General features: G+C 53.9%; 11 protein-coding genes. 8 read left to right on the top strand and 3 right to left on the bottom strand.

The genetic code is table 11. The features are described 5' to 3' along the window. The first annotated feature begins 36 nt into the window (after window positions 1-36). Window positions 37-96, top strand: a complete 60-nt coding sequence (locus tag FDX22_RS07920; RefSeq protein ID WP_106672390.1) for a type I toxin-antitoxin system Ibs family toxin — start codon at window positions 37-39, stop codon at window positions 94-96. 99 nt (window positions 97-195) lie between these two features. Here the strand turns inward: FDX22_RS07920 and yegD are convergent, their stop codons facing one another. Continuing rightward, the gene (gene yegD / locus FDX22_RS07915; protein ID WP_146716994.1) at window positions 196-1548 is read right to left on the bottom strand and encodes a molecular chaperone; all 1353 of its coding nucleotides are present in this window, start codon (window positions 1546-1548) and stop codon (window positions 196-198) included. A gap of 137 nt (window positions 1549-1685) precedes the next feature. Between yegD and alkA the strand changes: the two genes are divergently transcribed. Further along, window positions 1686-2555 carry a DNA-3-methyladenine glycosylase 2 gene (gene alkA, locus FDX22_RS07910; protein ID WP_146716993.1) on the top strand — a complete coding sequence of 290 codons (870 nt, stop codon included), beginning with the start codon at window positions 1686-1688 and terminating at the stop codon, window positions 2553-2555. Here alkA and FDX22_RS07905 read toward each other — a convergent pair. After that, window positions 2523-5852, bottom strand: coding sequence for a diguanylate cyclase (locus tag FDX22_RS07905; RefSeq protein WP_146716992.1), 3330 nt, complete (start codon window positions 5850-5852; stop codon window positions 2523-2525). The two genes, alkA and FDX22_RS07905, sit on opposite strands and share 33 nt — an antisense overlap. A 315-nt stretch (window positions 5853-6167) precedes the next feature. Between FDX22_RS07905 and udk the strand changes: the two genes are divergently transcribed. The 3 genes from udk to asmA all read left to right on the top strand — a co-directional run bounded on the left by udk (window position 6168) and on the right by asmA (window position 9362). Next, window positions 6168-6809 carry a uridine kinase gene (gene udk / locus FDX22_RS07900; RefSeq protein ID WP_005128328.1) on the top strand — a complete coding sequence of 214 codons (642 nt, stop codon included), beginning with the start codon at window positions 6168-6170 and terminating at the stop codon, window positions 6807-6809. Window positions 6810-6900: 91 nt separating this feature from the next. After that, window positions 6901-7482 (top strand): dCTP deaminase, encoded by a 582-nt coding sequence (gene dcd / locus FDX22_RS07895; protein WP_096756576.1) that lies wholly within the window; start codon window positions 6901-6903, stop codon window positions 7480-7482. Between the two features lie 26 nt (window positions 7483-7508). Beyond that, entirely contained in the window at window positions 7509-9362 is a 1854-nt protein-coding gene (gene asmA, locus FDX22_RS07890; protein ID WP_146716991.1) for an outer membrane assembly protein AsmA, read from the top strand. 48 nt (window positions 9363-9410) lie between these two features. Here the strand turns inward: asmA and FDX22_RS07885 are convergent, their stop codons facing one another. After that, entirely contained in the window at window positions 9411-10997 is a 1587-nt protein-coding gene (locus FDX22_RS07885; protein WP_115259923.1) for a TerC family protein, read from the bottom strand. Between the two features lie 655 nt (window positions 10998-11652). On the opposite strand from FDX22_RS07885, the gene FDX22_RS07880 reads away from it, so the two are divergent. Genes FDX22_RS07880 through wzc form a run of 3 tightly spaced genes read left to right on the top strand, consistent with a single transcriptional unit; the run spans window position 11653 to window position 15406 of the window. Continuing rightward, the gene (locus FDX22_RS07880) at window positions 11653-12792 is read left to right on the top strand and encodes a polysaccharide export protein (protein WP_096756579.1); all 1140 of its coding nucleotides are present in this window, start codon (window positions 11653-11655) and stop codon (window positions 12790-12792) included. 5 nt (window positions 12793-12797) lie between these two features. Further along, the gene (gene wzb, locus FDX22_RS07875) at window positions 12798-13247 is read left to right on the top strand and encodes a low molecular weight protein-tyrosine-phosphatase Wzb (protein WP_096756580.1); all 450 of its coding nucleotides are present in this window, start codon (window positions 12798-12800) and stop codon (window positions 13245-13247) included. Then, window positions 13244-15406 carry a tyrosine-protein kinase Wzc gene (wzc, locus tag FDX22_RS07870; RefSeq protein ID WP_146716990.1) on the top strand — a complete coding sequence of 721 codons (2163 nt, stop codon included), beginning with the start codon at window positions 13244-13246 and terminating at the stop codon, window positions 15404-15406. The genes wzb and wzc overlap by 4 nt, the downstream gene beginning before the upstream one ends. The last annotated feature ends 61 nt before the right edge of the window (window positions 15407-15467 follow it).

Below are 15467 nucleotides of genomic sequence, written 5' to 3'. Positions count from 1 at the left end.
CCCTCCCGAGGAAGGGGCCAAAATAAGGAAAGGGTTATGATGAAGTACGTCATCATACTGGTGATACTCTTAGTCATTAGCTTACCGGCTTACTAAGACACCAGGGGGAGGGGAAACCTTCCCTAACCCTCACTCCTGACCATAAGCCACAGTCACGATGATGTCAATACGCACACTTTTCAGCCTGCGAGCCGCTTAGCGGAAAACCACATCGGCCCAGCGTGCCAGACCGGCAGTCACCGAGCCGAAATCATCACCACCGGCGATAGGGATCCCCGGTAGCTGTTCGGCGAGCGCTTTTTTGATAAGCGGTGAGCGTGCACTGCCACCGGTCAAATAAATAACATCCGGTTTTTCCTGGGCATTATCCAGCGCCAGCTGCACCTGCTCCAGAATACGAGCCAGTGGCTGATTGAGCGCCGCCTCCAGCCCCTGTTGACTGATTGCTGTCGCCAGTTCATCACTGATAAACGGCAGCGCCGCCGTGACGTTAGCCTGTGCGGAAAGCGCAATTTTGCTTTCTTCTGCGCTGCGTACCAGCCGGTAGCTCAGACGTTCGCGCCAGACTTTGAGCAGTAACGCGACTTTGTCTGCTTCACGCGCGTCGCGGATCAGATCGTTTAACAAGCGTCCGTTGGCGGTACTGTAAAAATCACTTTGGGCCGGAACATCGTTAATGGCGACGGCGTTCCACCACGGCAGAATAGGTAAGGCGATGCCTTTTTCGGTTTCGCCTCCCATGCCGAGCAATGGCATCAGGTGTTTAAAGGCCAGCGCGATGTCCAGATCGTTACCGCCTACGCGACAGCCACTGTGGCCTAACAGGCTGGTTTCGCGATCGGCGCGCTGATGCCACTGCGGACCCATCAGCAGCAACGAGCAGTCGGTGGTACCACCGCCGATGTCCACCACCAGCACGCGTTTTTCGTCTTGCAACGTGGCTTCATAATCCAGTCCCGCCGCGACTGGCTCGTACTGAAACACCACATCCTGGAAACCGGCGCGTTTGGCCGCACGCTCAAGAATACCTTGTGCCTGGGCGTTGGCGTCGTCGCCGCCTAACCCCTGGAAGTTGATCGGACGACCGATAACGGCCTGGGTGATCGCTTCGGGTAGCTGGTTTTGTGCCTGGTTGCGGATGTGCAGCATCATCGCGCAGACTAAATCTTCAAATAGCGCAACCTGCTGCGGTTTCAGACCGTTGGCACCTAAAAACGATTTTGGTGATTTAACGAAGTAGACTTCTTCCGGGTCATCAATATATTGGCCCAGTGATGCCAGACCAAACTGCACGCTATTGGCGTTCACATCGATGTCTTCTTCGCGATTAAAGCGCACCGCACGACGCAGTAATGCCTGCGTTTCGTCATCCGTTGCCGGGACATCGTGATGGCGATACAGCCACTCGCTGACCGCTTCACGCGTCGGGGCGCACAGCATGGAGGGCAGTAGCGTGCTGTCATTTTCCATTTTGAGCAATTGCGGCTGCCCGTCACGCATGACGGCCACTGAACAGTTCGCCGTACCATAGTCAAAACCAATAAACACCGTAAAGCTCCCCAGGGCAGTCAAGAAGGGGCGAGACTTTAGCGAAATGTTGTCGTCCCGACAACTGGAATATGAAAGCAAGGCGCATCGGCGGAATAGCATTTATGCTGTAGGCTGGTAAAAAAAAGGACGCGGACATGTATACACTGAACTGGCAATCGCCCTATGACTGGCCCTGGATGCTGGGGTTTCTCGCTGACCGTGCCGTGGATGGCGTAGAAACTGTAGGCACATTGACGTATGCAAGAAGCCTGGCGATTGGCCAGCATCGTGGGGTGGTGAGTGTTGCCCCGGATCTGGAGGCCAACGTGCTGCAGGTAACGTTAAGCCCGGGACTTCAGCCCGTTGCCCGCGAGTGTCTGGCCAAAATGGCGCAGTTGTTCGATCTGAACTGCTGTCCGCAGCACATTGTCAGCGCGTTGGGGCGTCTGGGAGCCGCACGCCCTGGATTGCGTCTACCGGGATCGGTTGATGCGTTCGAACAGGGCGTTCGCGCGATTTTAGGTCAGTTGGTCAGCGTGGCGATGGCGGCAAAACTGACGGCGAAGGTGGTGCATCTGTATGGCGATAGGCTTGCCGACGCACCAGAGTACGTGTGCTTTCCTACCCCTGAGGCGCTGGCCGCCGCACAACCGCTGGAGCTGAAAGCGCTGGGCATGCCGCTTAAACGTGCGGAAGCGCTGATTCACCTTGCCCGGGCGGCGCTGGATGGCACGCTTAAGCCTGTTACCCCGCCTGATATCGAGCAGGGGGTGAAGCAGTTACAAACGTTTCCAGGCATTGGGCGCTGGACGGCCAATTACTTCGCGCTGCGCGGGTGGCAGGCGAAGGACATTTTTCTTCCCGATGATTACTTGATTAAACAGCGTTTTCCAGGCATGACGCCAGCGCAAATCCGGCGCTACGCAGAGCGCTGGAAGCCCTGGCGTTCCTACGCGCTACTGCATATCTGGTATACGGAAGGCTGGCAACCATCAGTTGATGGCGAAATTGCTGGTGTTGAGTAGCAACTCCAGCGGTTGGGCGTCGGCAATAATATCGCCAAAAATCATATCAATACCGATGCCAGACAGGGCATCCATAATCAGCGGCATGTTTACCGGTCCAGCGATAGTTTTGATATCCAGACGTTGTGCGTGGCTCTGAATAATGGAAACCCACATTTCGTCCGTCAGATTGCCGTGCGCGCTGGCGCTCAGTTCGCTGTCAAGTAACAGGTAATCAGCGACGTGATACTTGAGATTGTCAAAGACCTCTAAATCGCGACCGACCTGGCTTAAAATGATGCGACAACCCGCCTGGCGTAATCGTTGCATGGCGGGTATGGCCTGCGCTGGATGCGTTTTCATCACTTCTACCGGTACGCTCAGATGCAATAAACGAGGCGGAAGCGGACTGTTTTCCATCAATGCCAGCAGTTCATCAACCAGCACGGGATTGAGCAACCCGGCGGCGGAAAGAGGCAGGGCAACGCTAAGCCCTTTACCGGCAACAGCGGAGGCAGAATGCTGGAAAAATTCAGTAAAGACCCGACGGTCGAGAGCATGATTGAGTGCAGGATCGACCAGACCGGCGCGGAAAGCCTGCTCCTCAATGACGTCGCCTTCGCTGTTCCATAAGCGCAGCGACAACAGCCAGAAGCTAAAGGTCTCAGGAACCCGTGGAGACGCGACGCCGTGGGCGATCATCAATATTGGGTTATGGGTAATGATGTTGCGTTGTTCATCGGGTGACAGTATCCCTCGCGTCGCATGCATCTGGCTCTGCTGGGGTTCATAGACGCATACCCGCCCACGTCCGCTATTTTTGGCCGCGTAGCAGGCAATATCTGCCTGCGACATTACCTCGGTGGCGATACGATTTTTGTCATCAATTAGCGTGATCCCAGCACTGGCGCCAATACGGTGTAAACGGCCTTCCCATGTAAAGTGGTAATCATTGATGGCGCTAATGACGCGACCCGCGATAAACCGGGCACTTTCGATATTACAATCTGGCAGCAGCAAGCCGAACTCATCGCCGCCAAGACGCGCCAGCACATCGCTGGTGCGCAGCATGCTCAGCATCAGAGAAGAGAGCTCGCGCAGCAAGGCATCTCCCGCCGCATGACCGGCGCTATCGTTGACGGCTTTAAAACGATCCAGATCGATGAAGACCAGCGCGTGATGCTGATGGGAGTTGTGTACCGTATGCAGCAATTGTTTCAGATGGTTTTCGAAGCTGACCCGGTTGGCCAGATGCGTGAGGTCATCATGCGATGCGCTGTAACTGAGTTGACGCAACATCTTGCGTGATTCGGTGACATCCTGAATCACCAACACGGAGCCAATGCTACCGCCGTCGAGGGTGCTGAGCGGCGTGATACTGTACTGAATATCGTAACTGGTGCCGTTACGACAATGCAGGACCACTTCTTGCTCAATAGCCGTGCGCGACATGTCGGCGCTGTAGATATTTTCCATTAGCGGGCCGTTATCACCGAAAGTAATACGCAGCACCGTGAGCAACGGGATCCCTAATGCGCTCTCTTGCGACCAGCCGCTCATTTTCTCGGCCACCGGATTCATAAAGGTGATTTTCAGGTCGACGTCGATACAAATCACCGCTTCACCGATGGAATCCAGCGTAATATGCAAACGCTCTTTTTCCTGATACAGCGCCTCGTGGAGTTGCTTCACTTCGGTCATGTCGAGATTGATACCGAGCAAACGTTCCACTTCGCCGTCTTTATTCAGCACCCGGTTAGCCAACGAGCGGATATGCCGAATGCCGTCTTTGACCGCAATGCGGAATTCAAGTTTGAAAGGAACACGTGCCGCCAGCGAATCGCGAATCACGCTTTCGGCATGTTCGCGATCTTCAGGGACCACGCAGTCATACCAGACTTGCCAACTGGGTTTGATGTGCGCAGGGACCTCATAAAGATCGAACATGCGCTTATCCCAGCTGATTACGTCAGGCTGCAATTCCCATTCCCAGATGCCAATGCCGCCTGCTTCATTCGCCAGCGTAATACGTTCCATTAACCGCTTATTGATCCACTCCGTGTGTTTCAGGTCGTTAATGTCCTCAACCTGGGCAATAAAGTAGAGTGGGGTGTTATCGCTATGACGAACCAGTGAAACGGCCAGCAGTGCCCAGACCACCTCGCCTGCACGGGTGTAATAGCGTTTTTCCATTGAATAACTATTGATTTCACCGCGCGACAGCATTTGCAGCTGCTCAAGGTCGTTATTCAGATCTTCCGGCCAGGTTAACTGCTGGAAGGTCAGCGAGCGCAGCTCTTCCTGGCTGTAACCCAGAAAATGACACAAGGCTTTATTGGCCTGTAGCCATTGCCCCTCGGTGCCCACCAGCGCCATGCCGATAGCGGAGTATTCCATGGCGTTGCGAAAACGCGTTTCGCTCTCTGAAATGTGTTTACGTTCGGCACGAAACGCGTACATGACCATGGTCATCATGTTTGCCGGTAACAGAATCATCAAAAACGGCAGCCACGGCATGCTGGACATGACAAACGTTTTCGAGGTGGAGAGCAGTGAAGGGTCGGCGGCCAGCATTAGCGAGACCATCATTACGGTGCTGAGGAAAATCAGAAACGCTTCCATGCGCGGCAGACGCACGGCACTCCACATCAGCAAAACGATCACGCAGGTAAACGGCCATGGAAGATACATCATCGACAGCCAGCTGAACGCTAAAGTTACCAGTAGGGTGATGAGCGTTTCCAGCAATAAACGGGGATCGCGGTGACGCAGCAGATAGTGCGGCTTAAACAGCAAACCTAACGGTACCAGCGCGAGCGCGCCGATGGATTCTGAAAGCACCCAAATTAGAAACGTATTTAACGACGTTTCACCTGGAAGCAGCAGCCACATCAAAAAACCGCCCAGCAGCGGCGGGACTACGGCACTACCGAATGCCAGACGCGCCCAGTCGTTAAGATTTTGTAAGGGATTGTACCAGGGCAACAGCCTGCGCAATAACATGGCGCCCGCAACGGCCTCAATAATATTGATGGCAGTGTAGGTGAAATTCAGCGTGTCGGTCGGGAAGAACAACAAAGAGGCACCGATGCTGCCCAGGGAGCATGCCAGCGCGATCCCCGGCCACATCTTTCCTGCATGACGGTAAAAAGCCACCATCATAATTGAGGTCGGGAACCACAGCGGTGCCAGCTGCGTGCCGTAACGGGACAGCTCCAGCGAGAACAACGTAAAGATGAATGCCACCAGACCTAAACTGGCCAGGCGCAGTAGAGGATGCGGTAAGGTAACTAAAACATGTTGGGATGGTTTACTCATTACCGCTTTACCCGAATAGCCGATGTCGCCGTGGCGAAGATGCCGGAAGCATCATGTTTAATCTGTGATTATGCTAGTACAAACATTTTACAATTTATACGCCAGCTGCTCATAAAATAACACTCTCAAGCTATTAATTCCTAAGGTGGGTGAATAAATTTTGTGCCTGCTTTAAAACTGACCATTTTAATTTGCGACAGGGACTGCATTGGTGCAGCCTGGGCTGGCGTCGCGCCGCTGAAATCCCTATAATTGCCGCGTTTGGCGTTTCGACGCCCCCTTCCTAACATCCAGGTTAATCAGGTCGCTAAATTTATGACTGATCAGTCTCATCAGTGCGTCATTATCGGCATTGCCGGCGCATCGGCTTCCGGCAAGAGTCTTATTGCCAGTACTCTCTATCGCGAATTGCGTGAACAAGTGGGTGACGAACATATTGGCGTTATTCCCGAAGACAGTTATTACAAAGATCAAAGCCATCTGTCGATGGAAGAACGTGTAAAAACCAACTACGACCATCCGAACGCGATGGATCACAGCCTGCTGTTCCAGCATCTGCAAACGCTGAAACGCGGCTCGGCGATTGAATTACCCGTCTACAGCTATGTTGAACACACGCGTACGCAAGAGACTATTCATATTGAACCCAAAAAAGTGATTATCCTCGAAGGCATTTTGCTGCTGACGGATGCACGTTTGCGTGACGAGATGAATTTTTCTATTTTTGTAGATACCCCGCTCGACATTTGTCTGATGCGCCGTATCAAGCGGGACGTCAACGAGCGCGGCCGCTCGATGGATTCGGTGATGGCGCAATACCAGAAAACTGTGCGTCCAATGTTCCTGCAATTTATTGAACCCTCAAAACAATACGCCGATATCATCGTGCCGCGCGGGGGTAAAAACCGCATTGCCATCGATATTCTGAAGGCGAAAATCAGTCAGTTCTTTGAATAAGTTCAGCGAATTGTGTACCGTTCAGTAATAACCTGGTTCACCCTTAACGCACCTGGCGTTAAGGGGTTGAAGCACGAAAGGAGAAAGTGCCATGCGTTTATGTGACCGAGATATTGAAGCCTGGTTGGATGCAGGTCGTCTGTCGATCAATCCACGTCCTCCTGTCGAGCGTATTAATGGCGCAACAGTAGATGTGCGTCTTGGCAATAAATTTCGTACGTTCCGCGGTCATACGGCAGCGTATATCGATTTGAGCGGGCCGAAGGATGAAGTTAGCGCCGCGCTGGATCGCGTGATGAGTGATGAAATTGTCCTTGCCGAAGGCGAAGCATTTTTCCTGCATCCCGGCGAGTTAGCGTTGGCCGTAACCTTTGAATCCGTCACGCTTCCGGCAGATTTGGTTGGCTGGTTAGACGGCCGTTCGTCGCTGGCGCGTCTGGGCCTGATGGTTCACGTGACCGCGCACCGTATCGATCCGGGCTGGTCAGGGTGCATTGTGCTGGAATTTTATAACTCCGGGAAATTACCGCTGGCCTTGCGTCCGGGCATGCCGATTGGTGCGCTGAGTTTTGAACCGCTCTCCGGTCCGGCTGCGCGTCCCTACAATCGCCGCCAGGATGCGAAGTATCGCGACCAGCAGGGTGCAGTAGCCAGCCGGATTGATAAAGACTGATTTATTTTCAGTCCTTTGGGGATAGCATGAGACGATTTCTGACGACGCTGATGATTCTCCTGGTCGTGCTGGTGGCCGGTTTTTCTGCGTTAGTAATGTTGGTGAATCCCAATGATTTTCGCGCGTATATGGTGAAGCAGGTTGCTGCACGTAGCGGATATCAATTGCAACTGGACGGCCCACTGCGTTGGCACGTTTGGCCCCAGCTTAGCATCCTCTCTGGACGCATGGTGTTAACGGCTGAAGGGGCCAGCGAACCGCTGGTTCGTGCTGACAATATGCGTCTGGACGTCGCGTTATGGCCGCTGTTGAGCCACCAGCTCAGTGTGAAGCAGGTGATGCTCAAAGGTGCTGTTATTCAGCTGACGCCGCAGACCGAAGCGGTGCGTGGCGAAGATGCGCCCATTGCCCCGAAAGACAATACGTTGCCCGATGTCGCCGAAGACCGTGGATGGTCGTTTGACATCGCGCGTCTGCGCGTTGCCGACAGCGTGCTGGTGTTCCAGCATGAAGATGATGAACAGATTACGGTTCGCGACATTCACCTGGAAATGGAACAGGACACCCAGCATCGCGGTACCTTTGACTTCTCTGGTCGCGTAAACCGCGATCAGCGCGATCTGGCCTTAGCCTTTAACGGTAGCGTTGATGCTTCTGACTACCCGCATAACCTGGCGGCCAATATCGAGAAGCTCAGTTGGCAGTTACAGGGCGCCGATCTGCCGCAGCAGGGGATTCAGGGGCAGGGTAAGCTGCAGGTTCAGTGGCAGGAAGAGAATAAACAGCTCGCGTTTAACCAGATTGCGTTGACGGCCAACGACAGCACACTGTCCGGGCAAGCCCGTGTGTCGCTGTCTGATAAACCGGACTGGGGCGTCGATCTGCGCTTTGGTCTGCTCAATCTGGATAACTTGCTGGTGCAACGTGACGCCGCGGCGGCAACGAGCGGCGAGGTGCAACAGGGGCAAAGCCAGTCAACGCTCGCTCGACCGGTGATTGCGTCCCAGGTCGATGCCGTGTCGTATCAGGGGCTCAGGGGTTTTTCCGCAGATATTGCGCTACAGGCAGACAAAGTCCTGTGGCGTAAAATGGCCTTTGATAACGTTTCAGCCAAAATGGCGAATCAGTCAGGCTTGCTGAGTATCACTGAATTGCAGGGGACGAGTGAGGGTGGGTTGATTTCGCTGCCCGGCAAGCTGGATGCCAGAAAGGCGCAGCCGCACGCAGTCTTTCATCCGCGTCTGGAAAACGTCGAAATCGGTACCATCCTGAAAGCCTTTAACTATCCGATTGCGCTTACCGGCAAGCTGTCGCTGGCGGGCGATTTTTCCGGTTCTGATATTGACGCGCAGGCGTTCCGTCACAGCTGGCAAGGGCAGGCCCATGTTGATATGAGCGACGCACGCATGGAAGGGATGAACTTCCAGCAGCTGGTACAGCAGGCCGTTGAGCGCAGCGGCGGCGACGTGAAGTCTCAGCAGAGTCTGGACAACGTGACCCGACTGGATCGTTTTGTCACCGAGCTGTCGCTGGATAACGGCAAGGTGTCGTTGGATGAGATGGAAGGGCTGTCTTCCATGTTAGCGCTTTCCGGTAAAGGGACGCTGGATCTGGTTGAGCAGACGTGTGACACGCAGTTTAACGTGCGTGTGTTGGGCGGCTGGGATGGGGAAAGCAAACTGATTGACTTCCTGAAAGCCACGCCGGTTCCGCTGCGTATTTATGGGCCATGGCAGGCGTTGAACTATAACCTGCAGGTGGACCAGCTGCTGCGTAAGCATGTACAGGATGAAGCGAAACGTCGGCTGAACGACTGGGCCGATCGCAACAAAGAGTCCCGTAGCGGCAAAGATGTGAAAAAACTGCTGGATAAACTCTGACGGATAATGCCGGATGACGGCGCGAGAGCGTCTCATCCGGCACGTCACCTACACTTCGTAATCCATCTCTTCGTCATTAGTGTGCAGCGGTATTAACTGGACCTTTTGCACCCGGTGGTTTTCCACCTGCAACGTTTTCAGTCGATAGTCGCCCACCTGCACTTCTTCCCCGGTTTTCGGTATACGCTGCAAATATTCCATCAACAGCCCGGCAATGGTGTGATATTCCCGTTTCTCATCAAGGGGAATCGGGACGTATTGCACCAGATCTTCCAGCGGCATATGCCCGTTAGCCGTCCATGAACCGTCAGCATTTTTCTGAATGTCGTGGCGGGCGTCGATCTCTTCCACTTCATTCGGCAGGTTTCCGGCGATGGTTTCCATCACGTCGCTCAGCGTCACAAGCCCCTCTACGGAACCAAACTCATCCGCCACAAACGCAAAGTGGGTGCGGGCATTACGGAACTGCTCCAGCGCCGGCAGTAGCGGCAGGGTCTCCGGGAATACCAGCGGCTGGCGGATCAAGGCGCGTAGATCGAGCGGTTCGCCGCGCAGCGACTGTTGCAGCAGGTCGATGACGTGTACCACTCCGAGCAGTTCTTCCTGCTCATCTTCTCCGGTGACCACCAGACGCGTGTGCTGGTTTTTCTCCAGCAGGGCGCGGATCTCCGCTTCGGGTGCGTTAAGGTCGATATGCTCAATATCATGGCGCGAGGTCATAATGCTGCTGACGGTGCGCTGATTCAGATTCAGCACACGTTCAATCATCCGGCGCTCCTGCGGGGCAAAAATCTGACCTTCATGATGATCGGCCAGCATGGCTGCTGTTTCAGCATCCAGTTCGGCATCTTCTTTTTGTCCACTCAGCAGACGCATCACCGCCTCAGCGGTACGCTGGCGCAGGGTATGATTGGCTGACAGAAAACGGCGGCGGTTGAAGATGGCCAGCTGATTTAATGCCTCAATCATGACCGAGAAGCCGATAGCCGCGTACAGGTAGCCTTTTGGAATGCGGAAACCAAACCCTTCGGCGACCAGGCTGAAGCCGATCATCAGCAGGAAGCTAAGACACAGAATAACGATGGTAGGGTGGCTGTTGACAAAGCGGGTCAACGACTTGCTGGCCAGCACCATCAGGCTAATGGCAATAATGACGGCGGCCATCATCACGGCCAGATGATCGACCATCCCGACGGCGGTGATCACCGAGTCGAGCGAGAAGATGGCATCCAGCACCACGATTTGTGCGACCACGCCCCAAAACTTCGCGCCTTTACGCTGGGTGGGGTTATCGCTGTCTTTCCCCTCCAGCCGCTCATTGAGCTCCATCGTGGCTTTGAACAGCAGGAAGAAGCCCCCGAAGAGCATGATCAGGTCCCGTGCGCTAAAGCTCAGATCCCGAATGCTAAACAGCGGGGTGGTCAGCGTGACCAGCCAGGAGATTGAGGCCAGCAGCAGCAGACGCATCACCATCGCCAGCAGGAGCCCGGTAATACGCGCCTTGTCCCGCTGGGCTGGAGGTAATTTCTCCGCGAGGATGGCAATAAAAACAAGATTATCAATGCCAAGAACAAGTTCGATCACGATTAGCGTGACGAGTCCGGCCCAGATTGACGGATCGGCAATCCATTCCATAGTAAAAATGATACCCATAGTTGTATGACAATTGTCACAATTCGATCATGGATAAAGCCAGCGAAAAATGCAATGCCGGGAACGGATTTCTCTGTTATTGATATCCGGCAGTCAGTCGAGAAATAGCCTTAATGTTGCTGCAGGAAATAATTTTTTAACGCGGCATATATTTAGGAAATATCGCAGGTGGTCTGTTTTTTATATTGGCGCTGTCAATATCAATAAAATCCTAAAAATATTCAAATTTCATTCTTAATATTAATCTTAAAAGCAAGAGGTAGCGGTGTTGTTATCTTGCCTGCTATTCCTTTAGCTGCAACAATTCTTTCCGTATATAACAAGAAGCCTATTTCTTCCTTGCTCCGTGCTGCATTTTCTGATGTGACGCGGAGAAGGGTATGGCGAAAATAAAGGGGAAGGTAAAAATTTAAATTAATCAGTGCATTGGTAGCTAACAAAGCCAGGGGCGGTAGCGTGCCTGGCCGCCTGATGAACAGCCTGATTTATTCAGTCAACAGACCGAAGATGAATTCAATATTTTTAGGATTGATGCCAGTTAAATTTCTTTTCAATTAACGGCAAGGTAAATGTGAACAGGTGAAACTGCCATTTAGAAAGCACGTGATAATGACTCTGCCAAAGTGATAAATAATCAATGATGAAATCCAAAATTAAATTGATACCCGTCCTGGTGTCGGTGATCTTGATAAACGGTTGTACCGTACTACCGGGCAGCAATATGTCGACGATGGGTAAAGACGTGATTAAGCAGCAGGACGCTGATTTCGATCTCGACCGTATGGTGAATGTTTATCCACTGACGCCCCGACTGGTAGAACAATTACGCCCACGTCCAAACGTCGCCCAACCCAATACTTCGCTGGACCAGGAGATTTCCGGATACCAGTATCGCGTTGGCCCGGGCGACGTCCTGAATGTGACCGTCTGGGACCATCCGGAACTGACCACGCCAGCGGGGCAATACCGCAGCTCCAGCGATGCCGGCAACTGGGTTCAGCCCGATGGCACCATGTTTTATCCCTACATTGGCAAAGTCAACGTGTCCGGGAAAACGTTGGCAGAAATCCGCAGTGATATTACCGGGCGCTTAGCGAAGTACATTGCTGACCCGCAGGTGGACGTTAATATCGCCGCTTTCCGCTCGCAGAAGGCTTACGTCTCCGGGCAGGTGAACAAATCCGGCCAGCAGGCCATTACCAACGTACCGTTAACCATTCTCGACGCCATTAATGCCGCTGGCGGCCTGACCGAGGCGGCGGACTGGCGTAACGTCGTGCTGACCCATAACGGTCAGGAGCAGCGAATTTCCCTGCAGGCACTGATGCAAAATGGCGATCTCAGCCAGAACCGACTGCTTTACCCAGGCGACATTCTGTTTGTTCCACGCAACGACGATCTGAAAGTCTTCGTAATGGGGGAAGTGAAGAAACAGAGCACCCTCAAAATGGACTTCAGCGGTATGACGCTAACCGAAGCGTTGGGCAATGCGGAAGGGATCGACCTGACCACCTCCAATGCCAGCGGCATCTTCGTCATTCGACCATTGAAAGGCGAGGGCGCACGCAACGGCAAGATTGCCAATATTTATCAGCTCGATATGTCCGATGCCACCTCTCTGGTGATGGCGACGGAATTCCGCCTTCAGCCTTACGACGTGGTGTATGTCACTACCGCACCGGTCGCCCGCTGGAACCGTTTGATCAATCAGTTGCTGCCGACCATTAGCGGTGTTCGTTATATGACGGATACGGCCAGCGACCTTCACAACTGGTAATCGACATGTTTAACAAAATCTTAGTTGTCTGCGTGGGGAACATTTGCCGTTCCCCAACGGCAGAGCGCCTGTTAAGGCAGTTTCATCCGGCGTTGACGGTCGCCTCTGCAGGTCTCGGGGCGCTGGTGGGCAAGGGAGCCGACCCGTGTGCGGTGAGCGTGGCGCAGGCACATAACCTGTCGCTGGAGAATCATTGTGCGCGGCAAATCTCAGGAAAAATGTGCCGGGATTACGACCTGATCCTCACCATGGAGAAGCGTCACATTACCGCGCTGTGTGATATGGCACCGGAGATGCGCGGCAAGGTGATGCTATTTGGTCACTGGGACAGTGAGCGCGAAATACCTGACCCTTACCGTAAAAGCCAGGATGCGTTTGACGCGGTGTACGCCTTACTTGAACAGTCTGCCCGCCAATGGGCTCAGGCACTGAACGCGGAGCAGGGAAAACAATGACAGAGAACGTAAAACAGTCTGCTGCGTCAGCAACCGGCAATGATGAAATTGATATCGGTCGCCTGGTCGGGACGGTGCTGGAAGCGCGCTGGTGGGTGCTGGGTATTACCGCGGCCTTTACGCTGTGCGCGGCCATTTACACGCTGTTTGCCACGCCTATCTACAGTGCCGATGCGCTGGTGCAGATTGAGCAAAACACCGGCAATTCACTGGTGCAGGATATCGGCTCGGCGTTATCGAATAAACCACCCGCCTCGGAAGCCGAAATTCAGCTGATTAAGTCGCGGCTGGTATTGGGGAAAACGGTGGACGATCTGGATCTGGATATCGCCGTCACCAAGGAGACATTCCCGCTGTTTGGGGCGGGTTGGGACCGGCTGATGGGCCGCCAGAACGAAACGGTTAACGTGACGACGTTCACCTTACCAAAGGCAATGAATGAGCAAGCGTTCACCATTAAGGTGCTGAATAATAAAAGTTATCAGCTGATCAGTGACGGCGGTTTTAGCGCCCAGGGTCAGGTTGGACAGCCGTTAAACCGCGGCGGCGTCACGATGCAGGTTAACGCTATTCATGCTGCTGCTGGCAGCGCCTTTACTGTCAGCAAATATTCCACGCTGGGCATGATAAACGCCCTGCAAAATAACCTCAGCGTGACGGAAACCGGCAAAGACACCGGCGTTTTGAGCCTGACGTTCACCGGCGAGGACCGCGAGCAGATCCGCCAGATCCTTGACAGCATCACCCGTAACTACCTTGAACAAAACATCGTACGTAAATCCGAAGAGGCTGCCAAAAGCCTGGCATTTCTGGCCAGGCAGTTGCCGGAGGTGCGTAACCGTCTGGACGTTGCCGAAAACAAACTGAACGCCTTTCGTCAGGATAAAGATTCGGTCGATTTACCGCTGGAAGCCAAAGCGGTGCTGGATTCGATGGTTAACATTGACGCCCAGTTGAATGAACTGACGTTCAAGGAGGCGGAAATCTCCAAGCTGTTCACCAAAGCGCATCCAGCTTACCGCACGCTGCTGGAAAAACGTCAGGCGCTGGAAGATGAGAAAGGCAAACTGAACGGCCGGGTGACGGCGATGCCAAAAACGCAGCAGGAAATTGTCCGTTTGACCCGCGATGTGGAGTCCGGTCAGCAGGTCTATATGCAGTTGCTGAACAAGCAGCAGGAGCTGAAGATAACCGAAGCCAGCACGGTAGGGGATGTGCGTATTGTCGACCCGGCCATTGCTCAGCCCGGCGTGCTGAAGCCGAAAACTGCGCTGATTATTCTCGGCAGTATTCTGCTAGGCCTGATGCTATCAGTGGTCGGCGTGCTGCTGCGTTCGCTGTTCAACCGCGGTATCGAAAGCCCGCAGGCGCTGGAAGAACAGGGGATTAACGTATATGCCAGTATTCCGCTGTCGGAATGGCAAAAAGCGCGTGATAACGTGCAGACCATTAAAGGCATCAAACGTTACAAGCAAAGCCAACTGCTCGCGGTGGGTAACCCCACGGACCTGGCGATAGAAGCGGTGCGCAGCCTGCGCACCAGCCTGCACTTCGCCATGATGCAGGCGCGCAATAATGTGCTGATGCTCACTGGCGTCAGCCCATCAATTGGCAAAACCTTTGTCTGTGCCAACCTGGCGGCGGTGATCAGCCAGACCAATAAACGCGTGCTGCTGATCGACTGCGATATGCGCAAAGGGTACACGCATGAGTTGCTGGGCACCAATAACGTCAACGGTCTGTCCGACATCCTTGTGGGTAAGGGCGATATGGCCACTTGCGCCAAACCGACGTCTATTCCTCATTTCGATCTGGTCCCGCGCGGTCAGGTGCCACCCAACCCTTCTGAACTGCTGATGAGCGAGCGTTTTGGCGAGCTGATTGCCTGGGCCAGTGCGCGCTATGACCTGGTACTGATTGATACCCCGCCCATTCTGGCGGTGACCGACGCGGCCATTGTTGGCCGTCATGTTGGCACCACGCTGATGGTCGCTCGTTATGCCGTCAACACCCTGAAAGAGGTGGAAACCAGCCTGAGCCGCTTTGAGCAAAACGGGATTCAGGTTAAGGGCGTGATCCTCAACTCCATCTTCCGACGCGCAAGCGGGTATCAGGATTACGGCTACTACGAATATGCATACACGTCGGATTCGAAATAAATAACCAACCCTGCCGGATGCGGCGTAAACGCCTTATCCGGCCGACAGAAACATATTTATA

The organism is Citrobacter sp. TBCS-14, from assembly GCF_005280805.1.
Taxonomy (GTDB): domain Bacteria; phylum Pseudomonadota; class Gammaproteobacteria; order Enterobacterales; family Enterobacteriaceae; genus Citrobacter; species Citrobacter gillenii.
Note: the sequence above shows the minus strand (reverse complement) of the source record. Positions and strands in the feature narration are given on the sequence as shown.

Bases quoted from the DNA above. Each gene is read 5' to 3' on its own strand.
- alkA (WP_146716993.1), top strand. From the start codon at position 1,686: ATGTATACACTGAACTGGCAATCGCCCTATGACTGGCCCTGGATGCTG.
- FDX22_RS07905 (WP_146716992.1), bottom strand. From the start codon at position 5,852: ATGAGTAAACCATCCCAACATGTTTTAGTTACCTTACCGCATCCTCTA.
- udk (WP_005128328.1), top strand. From the start codon at position 6,168: ATGACTGATCAGTCTCATCAGTGCGTCATTATCGGCATTGCCGGCGCA.
- dcd (WP_096756576.1), top strand. From the start codon at position 6,901: ATGCGTTTATGTGACCGAGATATTGAAGCCTGGTTGGATGCAGGTCGT.
- asmA (WP_146716991.1), top strand. From the start codon at position 7,509: ATGAGACGATTTCTGACGACGCTGATGATTCTCCTGGTCGTGCTGGTG.
- FDX22_RS07885 (WP_115259923.1), bottom strand. From the start codon at position 10,997: ATGGAATGGATTGCCGATCCGTCAATCTGGGCCGGACTCGTCACGCTA.
- FDX22_RS07880 (WP_096756579.1), top strand. From the start codon at position 11,653: ATGATGAAATCCAAAATTAAATTGATACCCGTCCTGGTGTCGGTGATC.
- wzb (WP_096756580.1), top strand. From the start codon at position 12,798: ATGTTTAACAAAATCTTAGTTGTCTGCGTGGGGAACATTTGCCGTTCC.
- wzc (WP_146716990.1), top strand. From the start codon at position 13,244: ATGACAGAGAACGTAAAACAGTCTGCTGCGTCAGCAACCGGCAATGAT.